This window comes from Porphyromonas bennonis DSM 23058 = JCM 16335 (assembly GCF_000375645.1).
In the GTDB taxonomy this organism is placed as follows: domain Bacteria; phylum Bacteroidota; class Bacteroidia; order Bacteroidales; family Porphyromonadaceae; genus Porphyromonas_A; species Porphyromonas_A bennonis.
Genome location: NZ_AQWR01000030.1, coordinates 1 through 23,643, shown reverse-complemented (window position 1 = coordinate 23,643; position 23,643 = coordinate 1). Strand labels below are relative to the sequence as shown.

The window sequence follows — 23,643 nt, the reverse complement described above, 5'->3', positions numbered from 1 at the left end:
CGTTCCGAGTGGCGAGACCGGCGGTAAGGAGACTGGCGGTAGCGAGATCAACTAAGCAGCCACTAAGCACGAGGAGCCGACACCTCGGCTGAGATGAAGGCTCCTCCGGGGATGACGAGGGTGACACTTCGTCATCTCACTATGAGAGACCTTTGCATAATACCCCATCTGCGGCGTCACTTTCGAGATTCGGGCTTGGTCATGTGCGTAAGCACACTCCCTTCGCCCTCACTCTCAGTTCCTTGCATCTGGGGTATTCTGCAAAGTCCCTGCCGAAAAAGCGGTGCTTTTTCGGCGAAAGACCATTTTGCAAAGGTCTTTATGAGGAAGACACCATCGGGTGTTTCTCCTCCTCACAGATCACACCTTTACAAACCATTTATTACCCATATCATGACACAAATCTATACGCAACCGTCTATGGTCGATAAGCTGGCACCTCACCCTCTGGAGGACTACAGCGGGCCCCGTCCGGTGACCGGAGCGGAGGAGATCCGGCGCTCCCGGAGGGCGATCCATCTGCTGGTGGTCCACTGCAGCGCCACGCGCAACTGCGACGACTACACGCCTGAGCAGCTGATCCGCGACCATGTGCGGCGGGGATTTAGGGGCTGCGGATACCACTACTACATCACGAAGGACGGGATGATCTACGCCATGCGTCCGGTGGATCTCGTCGGAGCACACGTACAGGGGCACAACCGCCACTCGATCGGCATCTGTTACGAGGGAGGACTGGATCATAAGTACATGCCGGCAGATACCCGGACGCCAATGCAGCGTCAGTCGCTCTCTCAGCTGATCCATCGGCTGCTCGAGCTCCATCCCAATGCCTTCGTGGTGGGTCATCGAGATCTCTCGAGGGACCGAAATGGGGACGGGGTCATCACGCCCGACGAGTGGATCAAGCTCTGTCCCTGCTTCGACGCCAAGCTGTACAATCGGGAGTGGGTCGTGGCGCCATGAGGAGCGGGTGGCTGGTGCTCTGTCTCTCCCTCTGTCTCACGTCCGGCTGCGGGAGCAGGGGGAGAGCGGTACAGAGGGAGAGGCGCGACGTGGTGGAGTGCCTGAGTCGTGACGATCTGCGTGACACGGTGACGATCCGGTGGTGGGAGGGTCCGGTCGGCGACCTGCCGGACACACTTCAGATCCTCCCGCCTGAGACGAGACGTGTGGTGGTGACCCGGCACCGGGCCCGGACGACAGACCGGACGGCACGTGAGGAGCAATCGACTCAGGAAGTCACTGCACCCGCTCCCCCTTTGACCAAAAGCAATCGCCGCAAGCCATTCCTGATCGGTATGGTCCTGGGGCTGACCCTTGCGGTACTCCTGCGGCTGGCGATCGCAAAACTATCTAAGTAATCCTATTATGAATGAGAAGAACAATCGATTTAGACTTCTGTGGGCGTCTATGCTCTGCACCTGCGGCATGACGCTCCTCTTTACCGCCCTCTGGATGCCGCCACAGGGGATCATCGACTCGAGCGTGCTGGTGGCGTACGGGGAGGTGATGACCTTTGTGGGCGGGCTGGTGGGGATCGACTATGTGTATCGTAATAAGGAGAAGTAACTCTCGAGAATTGTCACTATCTTTATCTGAACAAAAAAGAAGAGAGCAGCATGAGCGACCTTATCGAGGACTTCGTCGACTATCTCACCTATGAGCGTGGGGCTTCGCCGCACACCGTCACTGCCTACCGGCGTGACCTGGAGGTGTGGGGGGAGACCTGTGGGGTGGATCCGACGGCGGAGAGCCTGCAGTCGATCGATCTGAGGGGCGCCCGGAGACAGGCGATGCAGCTGATGGCGCGAGGGGACAGTCCACGCACGGTCCATCGGCGACTGTCATCCCTGCGGACCTTCTTTACCTACCTCCTGAAGCAGGGCGTAGTAAAGACGGACCCCTTTGCTGCAGTCCAGCTCCCCAAGATGGAGCGCAGCCTGCCACCCTTTGTCGACGCAGAGACGCTCACCGGACGGATCGAGCAGCTCTACGCCGATGCTGAGGCTGCGGAGCGGGAGGAGGAGAGGGAGCATCTGCTACGGGTCGCCTTTGTGACCGACCTGCTCTTTCAGACCGGTATGCGGTCGGCAGAGGTGCGAGGGCTGCAGGTCAGCGACGTGGATCGGTCCGGTCGGCGGATCCGCGTCCTCGGGAAGCGAAATAAGGAGCGATATATCCCCTATGGTGCTTTGCTTGATCAGAAAATAGCTCTATATTTGTCCTACAGGGACCGCAGTACGCGTCCGGAGGTGACGCACTTCCTCACCACTGAGCGAGGAATACCGGTCAGCGCCGGCCGGCTCCGCAGCTACGTCATAGAGGCCCTCGGGCCACTCTCGGGCTACTCTCGCAAGAGTCCCCACGTGCTGCGCCACAGCTTTGCCACAGCGCTCCTTAATGACGGTGCGGGACTGATGAGCGTCAAGGAACTCCTCGGACATGAGGAGATATCCACCACCTCTATCTACGCCCACACCACCTTCGAGGAACTGCAGAGGATGTACCGCGCCCACCCAAGGGCTCAGAAGCCATCCAAGGAATAAATCACCAACCAACTACTTACGATTATTATGAACGTAAAGATCCAAGACGTAGACTTTAAGGCCTCCAACGACCTGCAGAACTTTGTCACCACCAAGGTCCAAAAGCTGGAGCGCTACTATGCAGATATCTTAGATGCTGATGTGGTCATGACGCTGATCAAGCCAGAGACGAAGCGTAATAAGAAAGTCCGCATCACCCTCTCTGTCAAGGGTCCGGATCTCTTCTCTGAGAAGACGGCGGACAGCTTTGAGCAGGCTGCCGATGAGGCGTGCGAGGCACTCGAGATCCAGCTGAAGAAGCTCAAGGACCGGCTCTCCAATCGCTAATACACTATAATCCATAATACGACAAGAGGATGATCTCCACGGAGGTCATCCTCTTGTCGTATCTTGCGGTCACGTTTACTCCATCAGCCGAGCGAAGAAGAGGTCCAGCTCCTCGGAGGCTCCCTTGAGGAGCTTGTCGTGCCGTACCTCGTCCCAGGTGCTGTCGCTGTGAGAGTAGAGCGTCTTGTCCTTCGCTCCCCCACTCTGATAGTCGATCGTGATGTCCATCGCAAAGGGGTGCTGCTCGAAGAACCCGGCCGACGCCAGCCGACGCAGCGCCTCCCGGACCGTCAGGAGCGCCTCCTGCTCCGTCACCATGGCACGCTCGCCATCCTCGGAGAGCCAGCCATAGATCACCTCGCTATCGCTCTGACCGCTGTCCGAGGAGAGCAGGATCTCTCCCTCGACGAGGTCAAAGCTGGTGGTCACCTTGTGGACCGACAGACAGCCGCCCGTCAGCAACGTCTCACGGAAGTGGCTGAAGAACTCGGCAACGATCGTGGCGGTGCTCATCACCTTGTCATGAATTTCCGGCTCCATATCTCACGTTGATTGCTTGGGGAGATCAGTTTACTTCTGTTGCTCGAGGAGGTCGAGACGCTCTTGGGCACTCTTCAGCTTCTCGGTCGCATCGGAGACCTTCTTCCGCTCCATATCGACGACAGCCTGCGGGGCGTTATTGACGAAGCCGGGGTTGCTTAGCTTCTTCTCTATCCCGGCGATGAATCCGGTGTAGTGCTTGATGTCCTTGCGAAGCTTCTCGATCTCACCAGAGATGTCGATAAGCCCACGGAATGGGACGCCATAGACGGTCGTCTCCACGAGGAAGGTCTCCACCTCTGCGTCTCCGCTCGTCGGTGCGACGGTGAAGTCGGAGATATTGGCGAGCTTGCAGATCACCGCCTTGGAGGCATCCGTCAGGCGATCCTCCGGCATCAGCAGCTCCACCGCCTCACGGGGGGATACGCCATGGTGGGCGCGCAGACCACGAACGCCGGTGATGATGTCGCTCGAGAGCGCCATCTGGTGGAGGATCTCCCGGTCAGGCTCCGCCTCGGCAGGCAGCTGCTGCATCATGATGCTCTCACCGTCGGCACGGTCGGCAAGGTTTTGCCACAGCTCCTCAGTGATAAAGGGCATAAACGGGTGCAGAAGGAGGAGCAACTGCTCGAGATAGCCCTTCGTAGCGGCAAGCGTGGTGCTGTCGATCGGCTTGCCGTAGTCGGGCTTCACCAGCTCGAGGTAGGTGCCGGAGAAGTCATCCTTGACCACGCGGTAGAGCAGCATCATCGCGTCGCTGATGCGGTACTTGGAGAAGTGGTCGTCGAGCGTCTTGCGGGTGTCGCTCAGCACCTCGGCAAACCACCGCACGGCGGCTGCCTGAGCAGCGCTCTGCTCCGCCGTCTCGCTCTCCTGCCAGCCCTGTACGAGGCGGTACGAATTCCAGATCTTATTGCTGAAGTTGCGCCCCTGCTCGCACATTGACTCGTCGAAGAGGATATCGTTGCCGGCATTGGTGCAGCTCATCAGCCCCATCCGGACGCCATCGGCGCCATACTCCTTGATCAGCAGGAGCGGATCCGGGCTATTTCCAAGCTGCTTGCTCATCTTGCGTCCCTGGTGGTCGCGGACGATGCCGGTGAGGTAGACGTCGCCGAAGGGCTTCTTCCCCATATACTCATACCCTGCCATGATCATGCGGGCGACCCAGAAGAAGAGGATGTCCGGCCCAGAGACGAGGGTGGAGGTCGGGTAGTAGTACTGCAGCTCCGCATTATCCGGATCCTTGATCGGATTGGCGAAGACGCTCATCGGCCAGAGCCAGGAGGAGAACCAGGTGTCCAGTGTGTCCTCATCCTGCTTCAGGTCAGCATCAGTGAGGGCGGAGTCAATCTTGTGAGCCTCCTCCAGCGCCACGGCGCGGCTCTCGCCCACGACGATCTGCCCATCAGGCAGGTAGTAGGCGGGGATGCGGTGCCCCCAGTAGAGCTGACGGGAGATATTCCAGTCGTGGATATTCTCCATCCAGTGCGCATAGATGCTCTTAAACTTTGGCGGCACCAGGCTCACCTCATCCTTCATCACCGCCTCGTAGGCCGGCTTGACGAAGTGATCCATTCGGAGGAACCACTGGGTGGAGAGCTTTGGCTCAATCGGGACATCGGTCCGCTCCGAGAAGCCGACCGTATTGTCGTAGTCCTCCACGTGATCCATCGCCCCGATCTCCTCCAGCTCAGTGGCAAAAGCGTCGCGCACCTCGAAGCGGTCACGCCCCTCATACTTTCCCCCAAAGCCATTCAGCGTCCCGTCGTCATTGAAGACGTCGTACTTAGGCAGACGATACCGCTCCCCGATGGCGTAGTCGTTGATGTCGTGACAGGGGGTGATCTTGAGGCAGCCGGTACCGAAGTCTATGTCCACGTAGTCATCCATGATGATGGGGATCTCGCGACCCACGCCCGGCACGATGACATGCTTGCCCTTGAGGTGGGTGTACCGCTCGTCGGAGGGATTGATGCAGACCGCTGCATCGCCAAAGATCGTCTCCGGACGAGTCGTCGCCACGAGGACGTACTGCTCCGGATCCTCCACGATCGGATAGCGGACGTAGTAGAGCTTGGAGTGCTCCGCCTTATGGATCACCTCCTCGTCAGAGATCGCCGTCTTAGCTGCCGGATCCCAATTCACCATCCGGATACCACGGTAGATCAGCCCCTTGCGATAGAGGTCGCAGAAGACATCATTCACCGTCTCGCTCCGCTGCTCGTCCATGGTGAAGGCGAGGCGGTCCCAGTCGCAGGAGGCGCCGATCTTCTTGAGCTGGCTGATGATGATCCCGCCGTGCTCGTGCGTCCAGTCCCACACCTCGTCGAGGAATTGCTCGCGAGTGAGGTCGCTCTTCTTGATCCCCTTCTTGGCCAGCTTAGCCACCACCTTCGCCTCCGTAGCTATGGAGGCGTGATCGGTGCCGGGGACCCAGCAGGCGTTGAAGCCGGTCATCCGCGCCCGGCGGACGAGGATATCCTGGAGGGTATTATTGAGCATGTGCCCCATATGGAGCACGCCGGTGACGTTGGGCGGGGGGATGACGACGGTGTAGGGAGGTCTATTGTCCGGATGAGAGGCGAAGAGCTTATGCTCCGTCCAGTATCCATACCACTTATCCTCCACCAGGGAGGGATCGTACTTAGCGCTTAGTTCGTGCGACATATCTCGTCTGTAGTTATCTGTCTTTGGGTGACAAAGATAAGACAATTTCCCCTCCTAAGGCTCCCTTTGCACCAACGGTCTTCGGTTATTCTCCGAACACCAGCCTGTAGGCCGTCGATCGCCCCGCACCCTCCGGGATGAGCAAGCCCCACTCTGACAGCTTAGCAAGATCCCTTGTGGCGGTCGCCTTGGAGGTGCGTGTGAGTGAAGCATACTTGCGTGGGGTCATCCCGCCCGCAAAGCCCTCCGGACCCGCCTCCAGCATCCGATGGAGCACCTTGATCTGCCGCTCACTAAGCGGGTGTTCACTCATCCGACGGATGAAATCCCTCCTCCGTCTCAAGAAGGCGATCCGGCTAATTGTCTCCTCAAGGGCGAGCCGCACCGTCTCTGTCCAGTAGAGGAGCCATGGAGTGACATCCATGGTCCCTAGGGATGCTTCCTTGAGTCGAGCATAGTAGATCGCCCGATCCATCTCTATGGCGTGGGAGAGACTGATCGGGATGTCCTGACCTAAGCCTCTCGCAAGGATATGGTGAGCAAGTGCCCTGCCGACTCTGCCATTGCCATCCTCATAAGGGTGCAGTGTCTCGAAGTAGAGATGGCAGATCCCGGAGTGACGTATCGCCTCCGAGACGCTCTCAACGGTCACAGAATTGCAGAAACTGAGGAAGTCTCCCATCATCTCATCCAGGCGAGAGGAGGGAGGAGCCTCGTAGTGGACCTCCTCTCTGCCGATGATTCTCCCCGAGACAATCTGCATGGGCAATGGTGAGCTCCGCCACTGTCCCGAGTGGATGTCCCTTCGGTCCTCCATGAGCGCTCTGTGCCAGTCGTGGAGTCGCTCTGCAGTGATAGGTTCTCCGATATCACTCAGAGACAATATCATCAGACGTGCCACCCCCTCTACATACCGACTCTGCGGATGAGTGGTCTCACCGGCAAGTCCCAGCTGCCTCTCTAGCGAGGATCTCAGCTCATCCGGGCTTATGGTCACCCCCTCTATGCGTGAGGAGAGTGCGCCCTCTGTGGACAGCCGACTGAGAGCCAGATCCTCCTGCGCGCCTTTGTCAAGCAGGGAGATCAGTCCCCTCACCTCACCAAGCAGGACTAAGCATTGCTCGGTGACGGGCGCCAATGGTTCGGGATCATAGGTATACTTCGGGAAGTCCTCCCTTTGCCAGATGTACTTCATAAGCTAAGTGAGCCGATTAAGTCCTCTAATCGGCTCAAATATACACAAAAACCTGAGCCGATTAGGCACTCTAATCGGCTCAGGCATTTCTTGGTAGTCTCAGCCTTCCACCCAGCGGATGAGGGGGATCTGATGGCGGAGGAGGTAGTCGTTGGTCCTGGAGAAAGGCTTGCTGCCGAAGAAACCTCTGTAGGCACTGAGGGGCGAGGGGTGCGGTGCCCGCAGGATCAGATGCCGCTCCGGATCGATGAGGCGCGCCTTCTGCTGCGCATCCGAGCCCCAGAGGATGAAGACAAGGTGCTCTCTCCGCTCAGCGAGGAGCTCTATCGCCCTGTCCGTGAAGTGCTCCCAGCCCCAGCCGTGGTGGCTTCGTGGTCGGTGAGCCGTGACGGTGAGGGTTGCATTGGGGAGGAAGACGCCCTGCCGGGCCCAGTGAGTCAGATCCCCGGAGAGGGGCTTCTTCACCTCGAGGTCGTCGGCCAGCTCCTTATATATATTGTCAAGCGAGGGCGGGATCATCACCCCGTCGGGGACGGAGAAGGCTAGACCCATCGCCTGCCCGACGTTGTGGTAGGGGTCCTGCCCGACGATCACCACCTTGACTCGGTCAAAGGGGCAGAGGTTGAAGGCGTTAAAGATCAGTGGCGGCGGAGGGAAGCACTGCCCCTCAGCATAAGCCTGACGCACTCGATCGGTCAGCTGTCGGAAGTAAGGCTGCTCGAAGTCGTCCCTCAGCACCTCCTTCCAGGATCTCTCTATCTGTACATTCATTGTCTCAAGTAATCCAGCAGGTCAGTCAGCTCGTCCCCCACACCCTTGCGGAATGGGTCAGTCTCCTCGGCACGTGCTTGGGCGAAGCGGGCGATCCGCTGCCGCATCTCGGGCTGACGCTCAGCGAGACGGGAGAGGCCGCGCAGGATATAGGTCGCCTGGAGCGGGCGCTCCTCAGAGAGAACCTCTGCGGCGGAGTCGAGAGAGTGCTTGACAAATCGGGACGAGGCGGTGCCGGCGACGGCGAGTCGGGTCAGCACCACCCACGGCAGGACGGAGTCGGGAGACTGCTTCGCCACCTCCAGTGCCACACGCTCCTCCTCGCCGGAACCGATCAGCAACAGGACCACCAGCTGCTCCGACTCCTCGATCATGCGACACTGGGAGGCAAGTGTGAGGAGATCCTTGCGGGTCAGCTCCTCTCGGGGGCGGATCATCAGGGAGAGGAGACGCATCTCGCGCACCTCCTTCGTCCACATCAGGTCGGCGAGTGAGCGGTCGCGCGGTTGCTCCTCGGCGATCTCCCGTAGGTCGGGGAGGCTGACGCCGAAGTTAATCCCGTACTGCAGCCCCTTGTCGCGCATGCTCTTGGAGATGTCGCCATTCATCCGCTTGCGGAGCCGCTGACGGATCGCATTGAGCCGGTCGTGCCACTTCCCCTCGTCATAGACCCTGTGCTCCTTGCGGAGAAAACTCTCCAAGGGCAGCGCCAGCGTGCGGTACTGCTCGCTGTAACGGAGGTTTTGCTCTATAAATCCCTCGGTGTAGTCGATCTCCACGCTGTCATCCCGTAGCGTGAGGCGGGGATTGACAAAGCCGATATAGGGTGCCATGCCGGTGGCTCCGTCGCGACGGATCGCCTCCTCCTTCAGCTCGGGATCCACCTCGGTGCCAAAGCGGGCAACCATGTCGGCTGCCGCCTCGTAGTCTCCGCAGCTCTTGATGCGCTGCAGCTCCCTCAATAGTTCGCCAAAGATCTCTCGCAGCCGCTCGTAGTCGTGGATGAGGACAAAGTGCTCTCCATTGATCTTCTCCATAGTCACCACCTCCGGGTACTGCAGGGCGTAGCGGGCGATCAGGGCGCGGTTTTGCATATGTGCCTCACGCAGCACGGTGTCGTCGCCGAGGCGGGAGAGCTGAGTGATGAGGGCGGAAGTGAGGTAGCGGTCATACTCCGCCCGGTAAGCGTCGGGCGAAGGCAGGATGCCCAGCTCGACCAACTTCGGGTCGGCAATGAAGTAGAGAGCATTGATATCCGCCCGCGCCTCCTCGATGCAGGAGTCGTACTCCCTCAGGTCGGCGCCCGAGATGCCGGGGAGGAGCTTCCCCGAGCCGTGACCGATGATCTCGTGAAGATCGGTGTGGAGCATATCTGCCTCGGCGCCGTAACGTCTCAGCCGCTCCTTCACCTCCTCACCGTGGTAGAAAAGGTCTATCGAGGCGGCACTGCGGTAGCGGTCGATGGCGAGGGAGATATTGGAGAGCGTGACGCTCTTACTACCCACCTCGGCGCGCATACGCTCGTCATTGGGGAGGTTGATCCCAAGTGGCGAGGCGGGGTAGCTGTCTCCCGCCAGCATCACCACGTCGATGGCGCGGGCGGCACGCCCGAGGGGCTCCGTCCGCTTATAGTTCTCGTCGATCGGCGACTGCTGCTCGAAATAGCCCGCCAGCCCAACGATCTGTCGCACCCTCGCCGTTCCCTCAGGATCCTCCAGCTCCACGATCCCCTCGTAAGAGCCCTTGAGTCCAAGCGGATCATCGTACGTCTCGATGAAGCCGTGGATCAGATCCACCGGCTCCAGCAGCCGCACCCATAGCTCACTGTAGTCGGCAAAGGCGTCGATGTCGCCGCTCTCGTAATAGGCTATCAGCGTCCGGAGGGTCTCACTCGCCTCTTCGCTTGGAGCGTAAGAGAGTGCGGCGGTGAGCTGCCGGACAATCGCCTGCAGAGCGTCGCCGTAGAGTCCATCGGTGTAGGCGGTCAGTTCTTTCAGCTCACCCCTTTCATCCTTAATGAGTCGGCTATTGAGCCCCGGGGCAATTCGGTACTTGTCCTTCCTTTCCTCATAAAACCTCAGTGCCTCTTCTGTGGTGACGCCGGGTCCGTAGAAGTTGACCGCTGACCGCTCCACCAGTGACTCGCGGTCGCCGTCCGCCCGCCGCAGCGGGTCCTTAGTCGGGTCGAAGATCATCTCCTCCAGGGCGTCGAGGGTGAAGCCCTGCGCCGCGAGATACGCCTCCACATCGTACGGCAGCTGCAGCACCGCCTCGTGGAAGTAGGTCTGGCTAAAGGCGGGCACCGTCTTGGTCTCCTTGTAGTGGTGGTGGAAGCCGGAGTACATCCAGAGCTGCGTCAGGTAGTCCTCCAGATCGTGATTGCGGAAGGTCCCCTGCTCCCAGATCGCCTCCAGGATCGTCCGTGCGGCGAGCGCCATCGGGTGATGCTGCAGGTAGAGGATGTCCCGCCCGTAGAGGCACGCCTCAGCGAGGTGGTAGACGTATCGCCGAGCCGTCGGCTCCAGAGCCTCCCAGCCGGGGACCCGGTAGCGCAGGATGTCGATATGCTTGGAGTGGAAGACGAGATCGCCTGCCGTTGATTTCTGCGTCATATAAAGAAAAGAAGATTACCAGTCACGATAGCTGCTGCCACCGATGAACTCTCGCAGGAGCGAACCGTGAGGAAGCAGCTCCTCCGGGATCGGATCGAAGAACCGGAGCTCCCGCTGCAGCCGCGCCGCGATCGGGTAGACCGGGCTCATCTCCGGCACCCGACTGATCGCCAGCTCTGCCTGCTGCCTCAGTGCGCCGAGCTCGTAGACCATGGCGCTATTGAAGATCACGTCCGCCTCCTCCTGATAGGGGAAGACCCACCTCTCCTCACCAGCCCGTACATCAGCCCAGAAAGTAAGCGTCTCCTCCGGCGGTTTGTTACGATACTTCACATCCCTCACCATCCGTCGCAGCAGGCGGTTGTCGCTTGTGCTGAGCCAATTGTGCTTATCGTAGGAGATGGCTGTCAGGGCAGAGACGTAGATCTTATACGACGACGCCTCCACGGCATCGGTGAGAATGATAGGGTTGAGCCCGTGGATCCCCTCGATGATGATCATATCCTGCTCAGAGAGTCGGAGGTTATTCCTCGAGTCCATCACCCGCTGCCCGAGGGTAAAGTCGTACCGCGGCATCGGCATCTCCTCCCCCCGGACCAGCCCCTTCAGCGTCTCCCGGAGGAAGGGAAGATCGAGCGCATAGACCGACTCGTAGTCCGGCTGACCCGCCTCATTGTGCGGGGTGATCGCCCGATTGACATAAAAGTCATCCAGAGAAATCGGGTAAGGCCGGATGAGGTGTGTCAGAAGCTGGGTCGTCAGCCGGCGGGAGAAGGTGGTCTTACCCGACGAAGAGGGTCCCGAGATCAGCACCGCCGACACTCCCTTGTCCCTATGCAGGCGGGCAATGTGAGAGGCGATGGCGGCGATCTGCTTCTCCTGCTGCGCCTCTGCCACCTGGATCATCTGCGTCGTCCTACCGGATCGGATCAGGAGATTGAGCGGCGTCACGTCCTCCACACTCAGACCGGTGATCAGCCTATGCTGCGAGTCGAGGGCCTTGAAGAGCTTAGGCTGCAGCTCCCGCTCCGCCAGTGTGGTGGGGTCGCTCCGATCCGGCACCCGGATCAGGAATCCGTCATTGGCCGGCTCGAGGTCGAAGAGGTGAATCTGTCCCGTCCGCGACAGCACCTGATGGAGGATATAGTAGTACGAGCCCTTCAGCTCCCAGAGGACCACGGAGTAGCGCCCGGAGTCGTTGATCAGGGCAGCTGTATCCACATCGCCCAGCTCCTCCATGTACTGGATCGCCTCCTCGGCAAATAGTCTCGTCCGCTGTATCGGCAGGTCCTCGTCGATCAGACGCTGGACGTAGGCACGCACTCGACTCAGCTCCTCCGTCGTCGGACGCCGGTCGCCGATGGTACCATAGTAGCCCTTGGCGAGGGCAAATTCGATCTTCAGGGTCGGCAGCTTCAGCTCCCTCGCCGCAGCGGTCAGTAGGAGCGCCAGCGTCCGGATGTATGCCCGACTGCCCTCCTCCGAGCTGTAGTCGGAGAAGGTGAGCCGACAGGACTCCACGATCGGGCGCTGAAGTGCCCAGGGGTGGTTATTCATCGTAGTGGCAAGGGCATCGCTGATGCCGACTGCCTCAAACTCACCACGGAAGTGGTCAAAAACCTCCGCCGGACTCAGTAGCTCCTCCGTCGCGAGGCTCCGCTTGATCTGCGGGAGAAATATCGTCTTAGCCGTTATCATACTCTATCTCGAACTCTATACAAGACCTCTGCATCATACCTTAGTCCATAGCTCCTCCCCGCCCTCGCCCACTTCTTCAAATGTACCACAAATTTTTTCTCCCCCTATCTCTTAGGACAAAAAAGCTGTCCCCCGTTCGGTTGCCTATACAGAGGCTCCGAGCGGGGGACAGCTTTTTTTGTTTCCGACACTACGCCTTGCGCGCTAGGTAAAGCCCGCAGACGCCGGGGAAGAAGATACTGTAATGGCACTGCTCCAGCCCGGCTTGCTCCATAAGCGCAGCCATCCGCTTCCTCGCAGGGACGAGGCCCACGGAGTGGAGGAGGTAGTCGTACGCCTCGGGATCGTCGGAGTAGCGCTGCGCCATCCGCCGGAGGTAAAGCCTGGTATAGAGCCGGTAGCCGGCGTGGAGGAGTCCACTCTCCGGCTCTGTCAGCTCGAGCACAGCTACGATGCCACCGGGCGTGAGCACCCGGGCAAACTCCCGGAAGCCCTGCTCCAGGGAGGCGAAGTTGCGGACGCCAAAGGCGCAGGTGACCGCATCGACAGCCTCGTCAGGCAGGTCAATGTCCAGCGCATCGCCGACCCCAAATCCGATCCGATCTGCCAGCCCGGCAGCCTCCACCTTACGCACACCGACAGCCATCATCTCCCGGGAGAGATCCATGCCGGTGATCTGAGCTTCGGGACAGGCGTGCGCCAGCGCTATCGCCACGTCACCGGTGCCGGTCGCCACGTCGAGGATCTGCCTCGGGTGTGTGCCGGAGACAGCCTGCACCAGCACCCGACGCCAGTAGCGATCGAGACCGAGCGAGTTGAGCTTATTCAGCAGATCGTACCGCGGCGCGATCTGGTCAAACATCTGCCGGATCTGGGTGGGGAAGGCGGGACTCTCCCGCCTCGGCTCACTTGCCATGCTGACGGATCCAGTCGGTGACGTTGGTCTCTATGCGCTTCTCAATGTCGCCGGTCTCGTGACGCTCAAAGGGCTCGTCCATGATGTCATTGAAGAGCTCGATGTAGCGCTCCGAGACGCTGTCGCAGTAGGCATCGGTCATCTCAGGCACCTGCTGACCCTTCTCGCCCTGGAAGCCGTGGTCGATGAGCCACTGGCGGACAAATTCCTTGGAGAGCTGACGCTGAGGCTTCCCGGCCTCGTAGAGCTCCTGATAGGTGTCGGCGTAGAAGTAGCGGCTGGAGTCGGGCGTGTGGATCTCGTCGATGAGGTAGATCTTGCCGTCTTTCTTGCCAAACTCATACTTCGTGTCGACGAGGATGAGTCCCTTCTTCTTCGCCAGCTCGCTTCCGCGCTTGAAGAGGCGGAGCGCAATGTCTGAGATGGTCTTCAGCTCCTCGGCGGTCATCAGCCCCTGCTTGACGATCTCCTCCGGGGTGATATTCATGTCGTGCCCGGAGTCGGCCTTGGTGGTCGGCGTGAGGATCGGGTGCTCGAAGTACTGATTCTCCTTCATCCCCTCGGGCAGGATCACGCCGCAGAGATTCCGCTCGCCAGCCTTGTAGGCGCGCCAGGCGCTACCGGTGAGGATGGCGCGGACGATCACCTCGAGCTTATAGGGCTCGCAGGCGTGGCCGATCGTGACCATGGGATCAGGCGTGGCGATTTTCCAGTTGGGGACAATGTCCTCGGTGGCATCGAGATTAGCCGCAGCGATGCGATTGAGGATCTCGCCCTTGAAGGGGATCCCCTTGGGGAGGATCACGTCGAAGGCGGATATGCGGTCGGTGGCGACCATCACCAGGAGGCCGTTATCGAGAGTGTATACATCACGGACTTTGCCGTGGAAGACGTTAGTCGTGCCCGGCAGCTTGAGGTCGGTCTGAGTAAGTGCTTTTGCCATGATTGTATGGAAGTGTTATGTATATGTGTGTAGTAAAAAAGTGTCTATTCCTTCTCCTCCTTAGCGGCTCCCCGCTTGCGGTCCGCCTGCTCGTAGACGGCGACGATCTTCTTCACGAGACCGTGGCGCATGATATCGCTTCGCTCGAAGTCTATCCATCCGATGCCCTCGATCGAGTGGAGGAGTCGGTCTGCCTCTCGCAGTCCTGAGGTGACGCCTCTGGGGAGGTCGACCTGCGACATATCGCCCGTGACGATCATCTTCGCCTCGCTGCCCAGCCGGGTGAGGAACATCCGCATCTGGTGCGTGGTCGTATTCTGCGCCTCATCGAGGACGACGATGGCGTCATTAAGCGTGCGACCGCGCATATAGGCGAGGGGGGCGATCTGGATCACGCCGGTATCCATGTAGTCGTGCAGCCGCGTGGGCGGGACCAGCTCCATAAGTGCATCGTAGAGAGGCTGTAGGTAGGGGTCAAGCTTGTCCTTCATCTCGCCGGGGAGGAATCCAAGTCGCTCGCCCGCCTCCACGGCAGGACGAGACAGGATGATCCGGCGGGCTCTCTTTTCTCTAAGAAACTTCACCGCCATCGCTATGGCAAGGAAGGTCTTGCCGGTACCCGCGGGCCCGGTGGCGAAGACGAGGTCGTGCCGGTCCACCAGCTGAACCATCTCCTGCTGGTGGGCGCTACGTGGGGTGATCGGCTGACCATACGCGCCATAGAGGATCACACCGTCGCCGCCCTTACGATCGGGAGACTCGCCCTTGACGATCTCAAGGACGGCGGTCTCGGGGAGGTTATTGAATCGCGCGGCGTACTTCTCCAGTCGGTGTAGCACCTTGAGGATCTCCTCGGTCTCCTCCTCGGCGCCCATCACCTTGATCACCGACCCGCGCGCCATGATGCGGAGCTTAGGGTAGAGATCCTTGAGGAGCGTGAGGTTGCTGCTATTGGTGCCAAAGAAGACGATCGGATCAGCCTCCTCGATCAGGTAGATGTGCTCTGTCATCGCTTGTAGCTCCGGAGCATTTTCTCAGTCTCCGCACGCATGCCGTCCATAAGTGCGTCCTTATCCTTGCCCCACCGACTCATAGGTCGCACCAGCTTGAAGGCGCCGCTCTTGTCTATAAAAACAAGGGTGGGGACAGACTTGCAGCCAAGCTTCTTGAATAGAGACAGCTCCTTCTTGCCATCATGCGTATTAATCTCACAAAACTGCACCTTGCCCTCATACTCCTTTGCAAGCTGGTCATAGTAGGGACTTAGCCTCTGACAATAGGGGCACTCGGGGAAGTAGAACTTGATCACTGTCGGCCGAGGCGCATCGTGAGACCAGATGCTGCTGTCGTAGTCAGCGATAAGGACCGCAAAGTCCTCCGACTCAGGCAGCGGAGTCTCAGGATCATTCATAGAGCCACAGCCGGTCAGCAGCGTGACGGAGAGGAGCAGAGCGATAAGATGGTATAGCGTCTTCATATAAGCAAAGTATCTCTAGTACAGGACAAAGATAGCAAGAAATGCGCAAGGGAAGTGCTCAGCCATCCGTCCTCGATTCCGCAAAAGATTGTGTGGGACATCCACTTTTCACTCCTATACTTGCTATGTAATCCATAAGAGTATCAGTGTTTTACAGTACAGAGATACACATATTACACCTAAGAGGCAAGGAATTCAGCGGAATTCTTTGCCCCTTTTTCGGTGCCTCCTTTTTCTTGCGGAATTGAGGAACCAGTGCTGACAGATTTGGGAGTCGTCTGTCATCAGCCGGACTGCATCCGCAAGGATGCCCGCTCCATAGGCATCGGTCGAGCCACGAAGTGGCGAAGACCGATGTAAAAGGGATAGTTAAGACGACTCGACCCCTTGCGGGTCGCCGAGTGAGGAGTTTCGGCGACCCGCAAGGGGTCGATGGGGTACCATAAACGTAGGGGAGGACAACGGGTCTCACGATCCATTGTCCTCCGCTTTATTCTTACTCCCAGTAACCGAAGGGTTCTGCCCCAATGGTTCTACGTCTTATCTCTCGGGAGCCAAAAGAAACTTCACGACAGTTTTATATTCTTGAATGACAATACAAAGGTAGCCCCGGAAGTTCACAAAAGAAAGCTTCCGGGCGAAATATACCCTCTACTGAGTACCTCTTAAGGCACTAATACTGAGAAGTGAGTAGGATCAGAGGAGAGCTCGGGCAAGCGTCGAGGAGCCATTGGGACAGGAGATGAGGGTAAGCCTGTCTCCGCCGGAGCGGAGGAAGAGCTCCTTGCCCTGCAGCCCCACTTCCTCAAGCGACTCGAGGCAGTCTGCGACGAAGGAGGGGCAGATCACCGCTACGCTCTTCGTCCCCTCGGTCGGCAGCGCTGCAAGGCGCTTGATGAGCTCGGGGGCGAGCCAGCGGTGGCCGAAGCGCGACTGGTAGACCAGTTCACAGCTCCGGAGCCTCCGTACCTCCGGCTGCTCCTGCAGTAGCTCCATCGTCCGGCGGCACTGATAGGGGTAGTCCCTCTCCGGGTCTCCGGCGTAGGGTTTTACCTGAGAGAGCGGTATGCCGTGGAAGGAAAAGATCAGGTGCGTGTCAGCCGGGAGCTCCGCTGAGGCGATCTGCTCTGCGAGGGAGCGGATGAAGAGTGGATGGTCGTAGAAGGGTCCCCGCTCGATGAGCTGATATCCTAGGCGAAGTCGATCGTAGGTCCTGCGGACGAAGTCCTGCACGGTGCCGAAGCTGCTGGAGGCAAAGTGTGGGTAGAGGGGCTGAGAGATCAGCTCGGTCACTCCATCGGCCTCCGCCTGCCGCAGAGCGCGCTCGACAGACCCCTCCTCATACCGCATGGCGACGTAGGCGGGAGCGCCGGAGAGCCGCTCTATCTCGTCCGCCAGCTGCCTGCTGTAGACCTTCAGCGGAGCCCCCTCGGGGAGCCAGATCTGACGGTACCGCTCAGCAGACTTGGGTGCTCTCGTCGGGGCGATCACTCCTCGGACCAGCAGCTGCCGGAGCAGATAGGGCATCCCCATCACAGCGGGGTCGGTCAGGAAGGTCTCGAGGTACTCTCGTACATCCTCCACCCGACAGGAGCAGGGGGAACCGGTATTGGTGAGCAGGTATCCGGTCTTAGTCATGATTCGGGGTTCTCTCGGAGTAGGGGCAGGAGGAGGATCGCCACCAGTCCGACTAAGGTCGTGGTGGCGGTCTGTGAGGCGTGGACGATCAGGGCAAAGGAGGCAGCCGGATCAGCAGCCACGCCGAAGAAGATCAGCGACTGGATCACCACGAAGTGCCACGGTCCGATATTTCCCTGCACAGGGAGGATCGAGGAGATCGTGATGAGTGAGAAGATCACCAGTGCCACATCGGCTCCGAGCCTTTCGGTAAAGCTAAATGCCTGAAACGTGAGGTAGAATGCAAAGAAGTAACAGAGCCAGATGCCGAGAGTGTAGAGGAGGAAGAGCCACCTAGCGCCACGACTCATCTCACCGATGGTTCGCAGACCGGCTAGGAAGTCGAGCCACCCCTTCTGCAACTTACGTCGGAGCTGAAAGCGTCGGATCAGCCACCGCAGGAGAAAGACCACGAGGAGGATTGCTAGGGTCAGGAGCAGCCAGGTCCGCGGCGACCCTGCCGGTCCGCCGACTGAGGACCTCCGCACATAGTCGTGGAGGAAGGTGGTGAAGTAGGTCGCATTGAGAGCCAGCCCGGGGATGATCAGGAGGAGGGTGGTGATCATGTCGACAGCGCGCTCGGCAATCATCGTCCCGAGGAGCCGGGAGAAGGGGAGTCCCGTGTAGCCCTGCATGGAGGTGCAGCGCCAGAGATCCCCGAGTCTCGGGATCGCCATATTGACCGCATAGCTGCCCTGGACGTGGAGGATGGAGGCGCCCAGAGTAGAGCCCATCCCCTCACGTCGAAGCGGCTCCACCTGGAGGTCCCACCGGAGGGCACGGAAGAGTACGGAAATCGGTCCGAGGAGGCAGGTGAGGGCGATGATCTCCCACCTTACGTCACTCGTGAGCGTCGACCGGACCACCTCGAAGTCCACCTTACGATAGAGCAGCACGATGAGCAGCCCGCCGAGGAGGAGCGGGAGGATGATCCGGAGACTCTTGTGTAGCTTACTGGTCATGAGTGCGTGGGTCCGCAGTCTTTTTGGTACTTTTGTACGTAACGGGGTGCTGAGAAGCGGTGACCTCGGTGATAGATGGGGCAAAGGTAGTCTTTTTCGCTCTAAGTGAGCTCCTTCTCCTCCCACACCGCTGACAGAGAGCATCCTCCCTGAGTATAATGGCAAGACGCGTACGGGCTAAGAAAGCCCTCGGACAGCACTTCCTCCACGATGAGTCTGTGGCGGAGCGTATCGCTGAGATACTTGAGTCCCGTCGGGATCTGCCGATCCTGGAGGTGGGACCCGGTATGGGCGTACTGACGAAGTACCTCCTCTCTCTCTATCGGGATACGGTGGTGGTGGAGCTGGATCACGAGTCGGTGCACTACCTGCGGGAGACCTTCCCATCACTCAATGGGCACCGGCTGATCGAGGGGGACTTCCTGACGCTGTCGCTGGATCGAGTCTTCGCTAAGGGAGAGCCCTTCCTGCTGATCGGGAACTATCCGTACAATATCTCGAGCCAAATCTTCTTCCACATGCTGGAGTACCGCGACCTGATCCCTATGGCAGGCGGTATGCTGCAGAAGGAAGTGGCTCGCCGACTGACGTCTGAGCCGGGGAGTAGGGACTATGGGATCCTTACGGTCCTGCTGAGAGCCTGGTATGATGCTGAGTACCTCTTTACCGTCCCGCCGGGAGCCTTCACCCCACCTCCCAAGGTCCAGAGCGGAGTGCTCCGACTGACGCGCAACGACCGGACCTCTCTCGGTGTGGATGAGGGGCGCTTTCGCCAGGTTGTGAAGGCGGCCTTTGCGCAGCGGCGTAAGATGATCCGATCCTCGCTGAGAGGTCTCCTGCCGGAGCCGATCCCGCCGGAGCTGGAGCACTACCTGACGATGCGCCCGGAGCAGCTCGATGTGGAGGACTTCATTGCCCTCACAAGAGCTGTGGATCGGACGATGACCTGCCCTAATGATGACGAAAAGCTGAGATGATCGAACTGACCCCCGAGCTGACCAAGGAGCTCCGCGACTACCTCCGGAGCAATGATGCGGCAAAGCTGCAGCGGACCTTCAATGCGATGCACCCGACGGACATCGCCACCTTCATCGACGACCTGTCGGATGAGGATGCGACCCGTGCACTGAGGGTGCTGCCGGACGTGAAGGTGGCGGACGTGATCACCGAGATGGACGAGGACCGACGGAGGGAGATCCTCTCGCTGGTGCCGGAGCAGGAGATCGCCACGAAGATCGTCCAGAATATGGATACCGACGACGCGGCAGACCTCATCCGTGACCTCCGCGCCGAGCGTCAGGATGCGATCCTGGCTCATATCCCGGACCTGGATCAGGCGGGGAATATCGTCGACCTGCTCCACTACGATGAGGATACCGCCGGAGGGGTGATGCGGAAGGAGATGATCGTGGTCAATGCCAACTGGTCTATGCCGATGTGCCTCGATGAGATGCGTCGACAGGCTGAGGAGCTGGACGAGATCTACTATGTCTACGTCGTCGATGACTTGAAGCGCCTGATCGGTATCCTGCCGACCAAGACCGTGATCACCAATCCCTCCATCAGCGAGATACGGTACGTCATGCTGCCCAATCCTGTGATCCTCCACGAGAGCGACTCGATGGACACGGTGATCAATACCTTCGACCAGTATGATCTGGTGGCGATACCGGTCGTCGATGCCCTCGGGCGGCTGAAGGGGGTGATCACCATCGATGACGTCGTCGATGAGATGCGTGAGAAGCACGAGGCTGAGAGCCAGATGGCAAGCGGTCTCTCCTCCGACATCGACACATCGGACAATATCCTCAAGCAGACCGGCGCTCGTCTGCCGTGGCTCCTGATCGGTATGATCGGGGGGATATTCAATAGCCAGCTCCTGGGCGTGTACGACAATGTCTTCGAGATGATCCCGCAGATCTCCCTCTTCATCCCCCTGATCGGTGGTACGGGAGGAAATGTCGGCATGCAGTCCTCGACCATCGTGGTGCAGGACCTCGCTCGGGGGACCCTGGATCTGAAGCGGATCCCACGCACGATCCTCAATGACCTGTGCGTCGCCTTGGTGATCGCCAGTGTGATCAGCATGGTAGTCTTTACCTACAATTACTTCTACATCAAGGATATGCTCGTGATGGCGAGTGTCTCGATCAGCCTCTTCGTCGTGGTGATCTGCGCCAGCCTCTTCGGCTCTGTGATCCCCCTCCTGATGCATGCGGTGAAGATCGACCCTGCACGTGCCACAGGTCCCTTCATCACCATATTGGACGACCTGATCGGCATGTTTGTCTACATGACCATCACCCAGGCACTGTATGGACACTTTCACTGATACACGACAGAGATGAGACAGCCCCTTTACCTCCTTCCCCTTCTCCTATCCATCCTCCTACTCGCCTCCGGGTGCGGATCGCGCAAGAGCGTGGTCGAGAAAGCGGCCGAGAGGGCCTACTCCGCCGACTATGAGGCTCCGCGCAAGGAGGTAAGAGCGGTATGGTTTCCCACCGTCTTCCGCTCCCAGTACGGCCGGATGACGGTGAGAGAGCTACAGGCAGACCTGAGACGTAAGGTGGACGAACTGGCGAAGCTAGGGGTAAATGTGATCTACTTCCAGGTTCGTCCGGAGGCTGATGCCTGGTACTACTCCCCCTATGAGCCGTGGAGCCGATTCCTGACGGGTGAGCAGGGACGAGCCCCGGAGCCGCTCTGGGATCCCCTTGCCTTTATGATAAAGATCTGCCATGAGCGCTCGATCGAGCTACATGCCTGGATCAATCCCTACCGCGCCGTGGCCGACATCTCTTCCTACGTCGCACCGGGGCATCCCTCGAAGCAGCATCCGGAGTGGTTTGTCCGATATGGCAAGCAACTGCTCTTCAATCCCGGGCTCCCCGAGGTGCGCGCCTACACCTGTAAGGTGGTGCGCGACCTCGTCACCCGATACGACCTGGACGGGATCCACATGGACGACTACTTCTACCCCTACCCCATTGCCGGCGAGGCCTTTGATGACGAAGCGGCTTATCGGCTATACGGGCAAGCCTTTGCCTCCAAGGATGATTGGCGGAGAAACAACGTCACCCAGCTGATCCGAGACCTGTCACAGACCATCCGTAGCGTCAAGCCCTACGTCCAGCTCGGCATCAGTCCCTTCGGCATCTACAGAAATGAGCGAACCCATCCGGTCGGATCCAAAACCGGTGGGCTGCAAAACTATGACGATCTCTATGCCGATATCCTCCTCTGGGACCAGGAGGGGCTGATGGACTACGTCGTGCCTCAGATCTACTGGAATATGGGACATAAGGTGGCTGACTACACTGAGCTGGTGCTCTGGTGGTCGCGCCATATAAAGAACGCTCAGCTGATCGTGGGGCAGCATGTCCGGCGGACGATGGATGGCGATCAGCTTCACCCCAAGATGGTGCTCGCCGCTAAGCACACCTCCGGTAACTCGATCTGGCCCGGCGATGATCTCTGGGGAAACTCCTACAAGGGGATAGCGGAGCAGCTCCACAAGGACTACTGGTCCGTCCCCGCTCTCGTCCCGGCGCGACCCTACCCCGCCTCCATGGAGCCATTCCCGGAGCCGGAGAGGGATGCTGCCATGCTGACCGGCTCAGGACGCCAGGAGCTGGTCTGGATGGACGATCTCCCTCTGCCACCCGGTCAGCAGACGGCCTACTATGTGATCTACTGCCACCCACGGCGTGCCAAGATCCAGAAGGCTCTTGATCCGGAAAACATCGTCGGGCGGACACACGAGTGCCGCTACCGCCCGTTAGACCTGGGGGGAAAGTTTAAGGTCGCCTTCACCATCACCCGCATCGATCGCTTCGGCCACGAGCATGTGGTCGCAAGAGAGGTCCACGCGGTATTATGACTTAACGTTTTCACTACAGAATAGCTATGAACCACAAGATTGCATTTACCTTTCCCCCCTTCAAGCCCGAGGGCTATGATGAGCTGAAGGAGAAGGGCTGTGAGGTCTTCATGCCTGAGCCGGGCTTTGCCTACAGCGCGGACGACCTCTCGAGCCTACCTGAGGATGCTGAGGTGATCGCCTCCAGCTTTACCCACCCGATCACGGAGGAGGTGATGAACCACTTCCCTAACCTCAGGATGATCGCCAACTACGGCGTGGGCTTCAATAACATCGACTTGGATGCGGCGAAGAAGCGTGGCATCGCGGTCTCCAATACCCCTCGCTCCGTGATCCAAGGGACGGCGGAGCTGACGATGGCGCTACTGCTGTCCCTCACCCGGCGGATCACCGTATGGGATAGCAGACTACGTCACGATCGCGATGCGGTGAATACCGGTCTTATGGGGACCGACCTGGGAGGTAAGACCATCGGACTGGTCGGCTTCGGCAATATCGCTCGCCGAGTGGCAGACTTCCTCCGCCCCTACGGCGTGAATATCCTCTACAATAAGCGCCACAGACTAGACCCGCTCGAAGAGGAGGCTCTCGGCGTCACATATGCCGACCTCGAGACACTGCTCCGTGAGAGCGACATCGTATCCCTACATACCCCGCTTAATGCGGAGTCTAAGCACCTGATCAACGCAGAGACGATCAAGCTGATGCGTGACGGAGCTATTCTCGTCAACGTCGCACGAGGAGCAGTGATGGACGAGCAGGCGGTCGTGGAAGCCCTACGGAGCGGAAAGCTCTCCGGCGCTGCCTTTGACGTCTTTGAGCACAATGATAAGCCTCTTGATGCACTCTACGATATGGAGAACGTCGTGATGACTCCGCACGTGGGCACACAAACGACTGAGTCGCGTCTCGCCATGGAGTATGAGCATCGTGACAATATGCTCGGCTTCCTCCTCGGTGACAGACCGGTCGCCTACGTCTACAATCCAGCCGCCAAGGACTAAGAAGCTCATCCCTACAGCACCATACAAGATCCGACTACGTGTGTGATCACGTGGTCGGTTTTTATATGTCCCGAGGAGCGGCACCTCGCCATAGCAATAGGCTTAGATCAAGTGGTGTGGAGTGAAGTGCTGCAAAGGTACTACCCCGAAGAGAGTGATCGTCCCGTAGGGTCTCGTAAAGTATCTTAGCTGCAAAAAGAATCAACTATACTTATGTCAGACAGACTGGCTAATTCGCATTTTGATGTGCTGGGATGGGGAGGATGGTGAAAGGGGGGTTGTTGATGTGATGGATTCAAGAGAAATGGAGGGCGATGCGGTAGAGAAAGAAGTCGGTGTTTCTGGCTCCATAGTTGACGCTGATGAAGCGCTGGAGGTTTTGGTTGAGAGCCTCCGCCTTGGCATTGCTCTCCCTGCGG

At 59.2% G+C, this 23,643-nt stretch carries 21 protein-coding genes; 9 read left to right on the top strand and 12 right to left on the bottom strand.

Annotated elements, in window-relative coordinates; genetic code table 11:
• Positions 1–393: 393 nt before the first annotated feature.
• From B088_RS06130 to hpf, 5 genes are read left to right on the top strand one after another with little or no spacing between them, the layout of a single operon-like run.
• The gene (locus B088_RS06130; protein ID WP_025082042.1) at positions 394–966 is read left to right on the top strand and encodes an N-acetylmuramoyl-L-alanine amidase; all 573 of its coding nucleotides are present in this window, start codon (positions 394–396) and stop codon (positions 964–966) included.
• Positions 963–1,364, top strand: a complete 402-nt coding sequence (locus B088_RS06125) for a hypothetical protein (RefSeq protein ID WP_018107541.1) — start codon at positions 963–965, stop codon at positions 1,362–1,364. The genes B088_RS06130 and B088_RS06125 overlap by 4 nt, the downstream gene beginning before the upstream one ends.
• 7 nt (positions 1,365–1,371) lie before the next feature.
• On the top strand, positions 1,372–1,572 hold the full coding sequence (locus B088_RS06120; RefSeq protein WP_038973973.1) for a hypothetical protein: 201 nt from the start codon (positions 1,372–1,374) through the stop codon (positions 1,570–1,572).
• A gap of 50 nt (positions 1,573–1,622) precedes the next feature.
• Entirely contained in the window at positions 1,623–2,549 is a 927-nt protein-coding gene (locus B088_RS06115) for a tyrosine-type recombinase/integrase (protein ID WP_018107539.1), read from the top strand.
• A gap of 27 nt (positions 2,550–2,576) precedes the next feature.
• The gene (gene hpf, locus B088_RS06110; RefSeq protein WP_018107538.1) at positions 2,577–2,876 is read left to right on the top strand and encodes a ribosome hibernation-promoting factor, HPF/YfiA family; all 300 of its coding nucleotides are present in this window, start codon (positions 2,577–2,579) and stop codon (positions 2,874–2,876) included.
• Positions 2,877–2,951: 75 nt separating this feature from the next.
• On the opposite strand, the gene B088_RS06105 is transcribed toward hpf, so the two are convergent.
• The 12 genes from B088_RS06105 to B088_RS06050 all read right to left on the bottom strand — a co-directional run bounded on the left by B088_RS06105 (position 2,952) and on the right by B088_RS06050 (position 18,337).
• Positions 2,952–3,416: a hypothetical protein gene (locus B088_RS06105; protein WP_018107537.1), complete on the bottom strand. Its 465-nt coding sequence runs from the start codon at positions 3,414–3,416 to the stop codon at positions 2,952–2,954.
• A gap of 30 nt (positions 3,417–3,446) precedes the next feature.
• The gene (locus tag B088_RS06100) at positions 3,447–6,086 is read right to left on the bottom strand and encodes a valine--tRNA ligase (protein ID WP_018107536.1); all 2,640 of its coding nucleotides are present in this window, start codon (positions 6,084–6,086) and stop codon (positions 3,447–3,449) included.
• An 85-nt stretch (positions 6,087–6,171) separates the two neighbouring features.
• Positions 6,172–7,281 carry a Fic family protein gene (locus tag B088_RS06095; protein WP_018107535.1) on the bottom strand — a complete coding sequence of 370 codons (1,110 nt, stop codon included), beginning with the start codon at positions 7,279–7,281 and terminating at the stop codon, positions 6,172–6,174.
• A gap of 99 nt (positions 7,282–7,380) precedes the next feature.
• Complete coding sequence (gene ung / locus B088_RS06090) at positions 7,381–8,052, bottom strand: uracil-DNA glycosylase (RefSeq protein ID WP_018107534.1); 672 nt, start codon at positions 8,050–8,052, stop codon at positions 7,381–7,383.
• The gene (locus tag B088_RS06085) at positions 8,049–10,664 is read right to left on the bottom strand and encodes a dipeptidyl-peptidase 3 family protein (RefSeq protein WP_018107533.1); all 2,616 of its coding nucleotides are present in this window, start codon (positions 10,662–10,664) and stop codon (positions 8,049–8,051) included. The genes ung and B088_RS06085 overlap by 4 nt, the downstream gene beginning before the upstream one ends.
• Positions 10,665–10,679: 15 nt before the next feature.
• Entirely contained in the window at positions 10,680–12,362 is a 1,683-nt protein-coding gene (locus B088_RS06080; RefSeq protein ID WP_018107532.1) for a nucleoside kinase, read from the bottom strand.
• Positions 12,363–12,552: 190 nt separating this feature from the next.
• Positions 12,553–13,278 carry a bifunctional demethylmenaquinone methyltransferase/2-methoxy-6-polyprenyl-1,4-benzoquinol methylase UbiE gene (gene ubiE / locus B088_RS06075; protein ID WP_018107531.1) on the bottom strand — a complete coding sequence of 242 codons (726 nt, stop codon included), beginning with the start codon at positions 13,276–13,278 and terminating at the stop codon, positions 12,553–12,555.
• Positions 13,268–14,221: a phosphoribosylaminoimidazolesuccinocarboxamide synthase gene (locus B088_RS06070; protein ID WP_018107530.1), complete on the bottom strand. Its 954-nt coding sequence runs from the start codon at positions 14,219–14,221 to the stop codon at positions 13,268–13,270. Before B088_RS06070 ends, ubiE begins: the two co-directional genes overlap by 11 nt.
• Positions 14,222–14,265: 44 nt before the next feature.
• The gene (locus B088_RS06065) at positions 14,266–15,231 is read right to left on the bottom strand and encodes a PhoH family protein (RefSeq protein ID WP_018107529.1); all 966 of its coding nucleotides are present in this window, start codon (positions 15,229–15,231) and stop codon (positions 14,266–14,268) included.
• Complete coding sequence (locus B088_RS06060) at positions 15,228–15,698, bottom strand: thioredoxin family protein (protein ID WP_018107528.1); 471 nt, start codon at positions 15,696–15,698, stop codon at positions 15,228–15,230. Before B088_RS06060 ends, B088_RS06065 begins: the two co-directional genes overlap by 4 nt.
• Positions 15,699–16,394: 696 nt before the next feature.
• The gene (gene hemH, locus B088_RS06055) at positions 16,395–17,336 is read right to left on the bottom strand and encodes a ferrochelatase (protein WP_018107527.1); all 942 of its coding nucleotides are present in this window, start codon (positions 17,334–17,336) and stop codon (positions 16,395–16,397) included.
• On the bottom strand, positions 17,333–18,337 hold the full coding sequence (locus B088_RS06050) for a lysylphosphatidylglycerol synthase transmembrane domain-containing protein (protein WP_018107526.1): 1,005 nt from the start codon (positions 18,335–18,337) through the stop codon (positions 17,333–17,335). Before B088_RS06050 ends, hemH begins: the two co-directional genes overlap by 4 nt.
• Positions 18,338–18,495: 158 nt before the next feature.
• Here B088_RS06050 and rsmA point away from each other — a divergent pair, with 158 nt between their 5' ends.
• From rsmA to B088_RS06030, 4 genes are read left to right on the top strand one after another with little or no spacing between them, the layout of a single operon-like run.
• The gene (rsmA, locus tag B088_RS06045; protein ID WP_018107525.1) at positions 18,496–19,314 is read left to right on the top strand and encodes a 16S rRNA (adenine(1518)-N(6)/adenine(1519)-N(6))-dimethyltransferase RsmA; all 819 of its coding nucleotides are present in this window, start codon (positions 18,496–18,498) and stop codon (positions 19,312–19,314) included.
• Complete coding sequence (gene mgtE / locus B088_RS06040; protein ID WP_018107524.1) at positions 19,311–20,669, top strand: magnesium transporter; 1,359 nt, start codon at positions 19,311–19,313, stop codon at positions 20,667–20,669. Before rsmA ends, mgtE begins: the two co-directional genes overlap by 4 nt.
• 12 nt (positions 20,670–20,681) lie before the next feature.
• Positions 20,682–22,220 carry a glycoside hydrolase family 10-like protein gene (locus B088_RS06035; RefSeq protein ID WP_018107523.1) on the top strand — a complete coding sequence of 513 codons (1,539 nt, stop codon included), beginning with the start codon at positions 20,682–20,684 and terminating at the stop codon, positions 22,218–22,220.
• 26 nt (positions 22,221–22,246) lie between these two features.
• Entirely contained in the window at positions 22,247–23,224 is a 978-nt protein-coding gene (locus B088_RS06030) for an NAD(P)-dependent oxidoreductase (RefSeq protein WP_018107522.1), read from the top strand.
• Positions 23,225–23,643: the final 419 nt, after the last annotated feature.

Coding starts and splice junctions, on each gene's coding strand:
- B088_RS06125 (WP_018107541.1), top strand. CDS start 963: ATGAGGAGCGGGTGGCTGGTGCTCTGTCTCTCCCTCTGTCTCACGTCC.
- B088_RS06115 (WP_018107539.1), top strand. CDS start 1,623: ATGAGCGACCTTATCGAGGACTTCGTCGACTATCTCACCTATGAGCGT.
- B088_RS06035 (WP_018107523.1), top strand. CDS start 20,682: ATGAGACAGCCCCTTTACCTCCTTCCCCTTCTCCTATCCATCCTCCTA.
- mgtE (WP_018107524.1), top strand. CDS start 19,311: ATGATCGAACTGACCCCCGAGCTGACCAAGGAGCTCCGCGACTACCTC.
- B088_RS06105 (WP_018107537.1), bottom strand. CDS start 3,416: ATGGAGCCGGAAATTCATGACAAGGTGATGAGCACCGCCACGATCGTT.
- B088_RS06130 (WP_025082042.1), top strand. CDS start 394: ATGACACAAATCTATACGCAACCGTCTATGGTCGATAAGCTGGCACCT.
- B088_RS06060 (WP_018107528.1), bottom strand. CDS start 15,698: ATGAAGACGCTATACCATCTTATCGCTCTGCTCCTCTCCGTCACGCTG.
- hemH (WP_018107527.1), bottom strand. CDS start 17,336: ATGACTAAGACCGGATACCTGCTCACCAATACCGGTTCCCCCTGCTCC.
- B088_RS06100 (WP_018107536.1), bottom strand. CDS start 6,086: ATGTCGCACGAACTAAGCGCTAAGTACGATCCCTCCCTGGTGGAGGAT.
- ubiE (WP_018107531.1), bottom strand. CDS start 13,278: ATGGCAAGTGAGCCGAGGCGGGAGAGTCCCGCCTTCCCCACCCAGATC.
- ung (WP_018107534.1), bottom strand. CDS start 8,052: ATGAATGTACAGATAGAGAGATCCTGGAAGGAGGTGCTGAGGGACGAC.
- B088_RS06095 (WP_018107535.1), bottom strand. CDS start 7,281: ATGAAGTACATCTGGCAAAGGGAGGACTTCCCGAAGTATACCTATGAT.
- B088_RS06080 (WP_018107532.1), bottom strand. CDS start 12,362: ATGATAACGGCTAAGACGATATTTCTCCCGCAGATCAAGCGGAGCCTC.
- B088_RS06070 (WP_018107530.1), bottom strand. CDS start 14,221: ATGGCAAAAGCACTTACTCAGACCGACCTCAAGCTGCCGGGCACGACT.
- B088_RS06120 (WP_038973973.1), top strand. CDS start 1,372: ATGAATGAGAAGAACAATCGATTTAGACTTCTGTGGGCGTCTATGCTC.
- B088_RS06065 (WP_018107529.1), bottom strand. CDS start 15,231: ATGACAGAGCACATCTACCTGATCGAGGAGGCTGATCCGATCGTCTTC.
- B088_RS06085 (WP_018107533.1), bottom strand. CDS start 10,664: ATGACGCAGAAATCAACGGCAGGCGATCTCGTCTTCCACTCCAAGCAT.
- hpf (WP_018107538.1), top strand. CDS start 2,577: ATGAACGTAAAGATCCAAGACGTAGACTTTAAGGCCTCCAACGACCTG.
- rsmA (WP_018107525.1), top strand. CDS start 18,496: ATGGCAAGACGCGTACGGGCTAAGAAAGCCCTCGGACAGCACTTCCTC.
- B088_RS06030 (WP_018107522.1), top strand. CDS start 22,247: ATGAACCACAAGATTGCATTTACCTTTCCCCCCTTCAAGCCCGAGGGC.
- B088_RS06050 (WP_018107526.1), bottom strand. CDS start 18,337: ATGACCAGTAAGCTACACAAGAGTCTCCGGATCATCCTCCCGCTCCTC.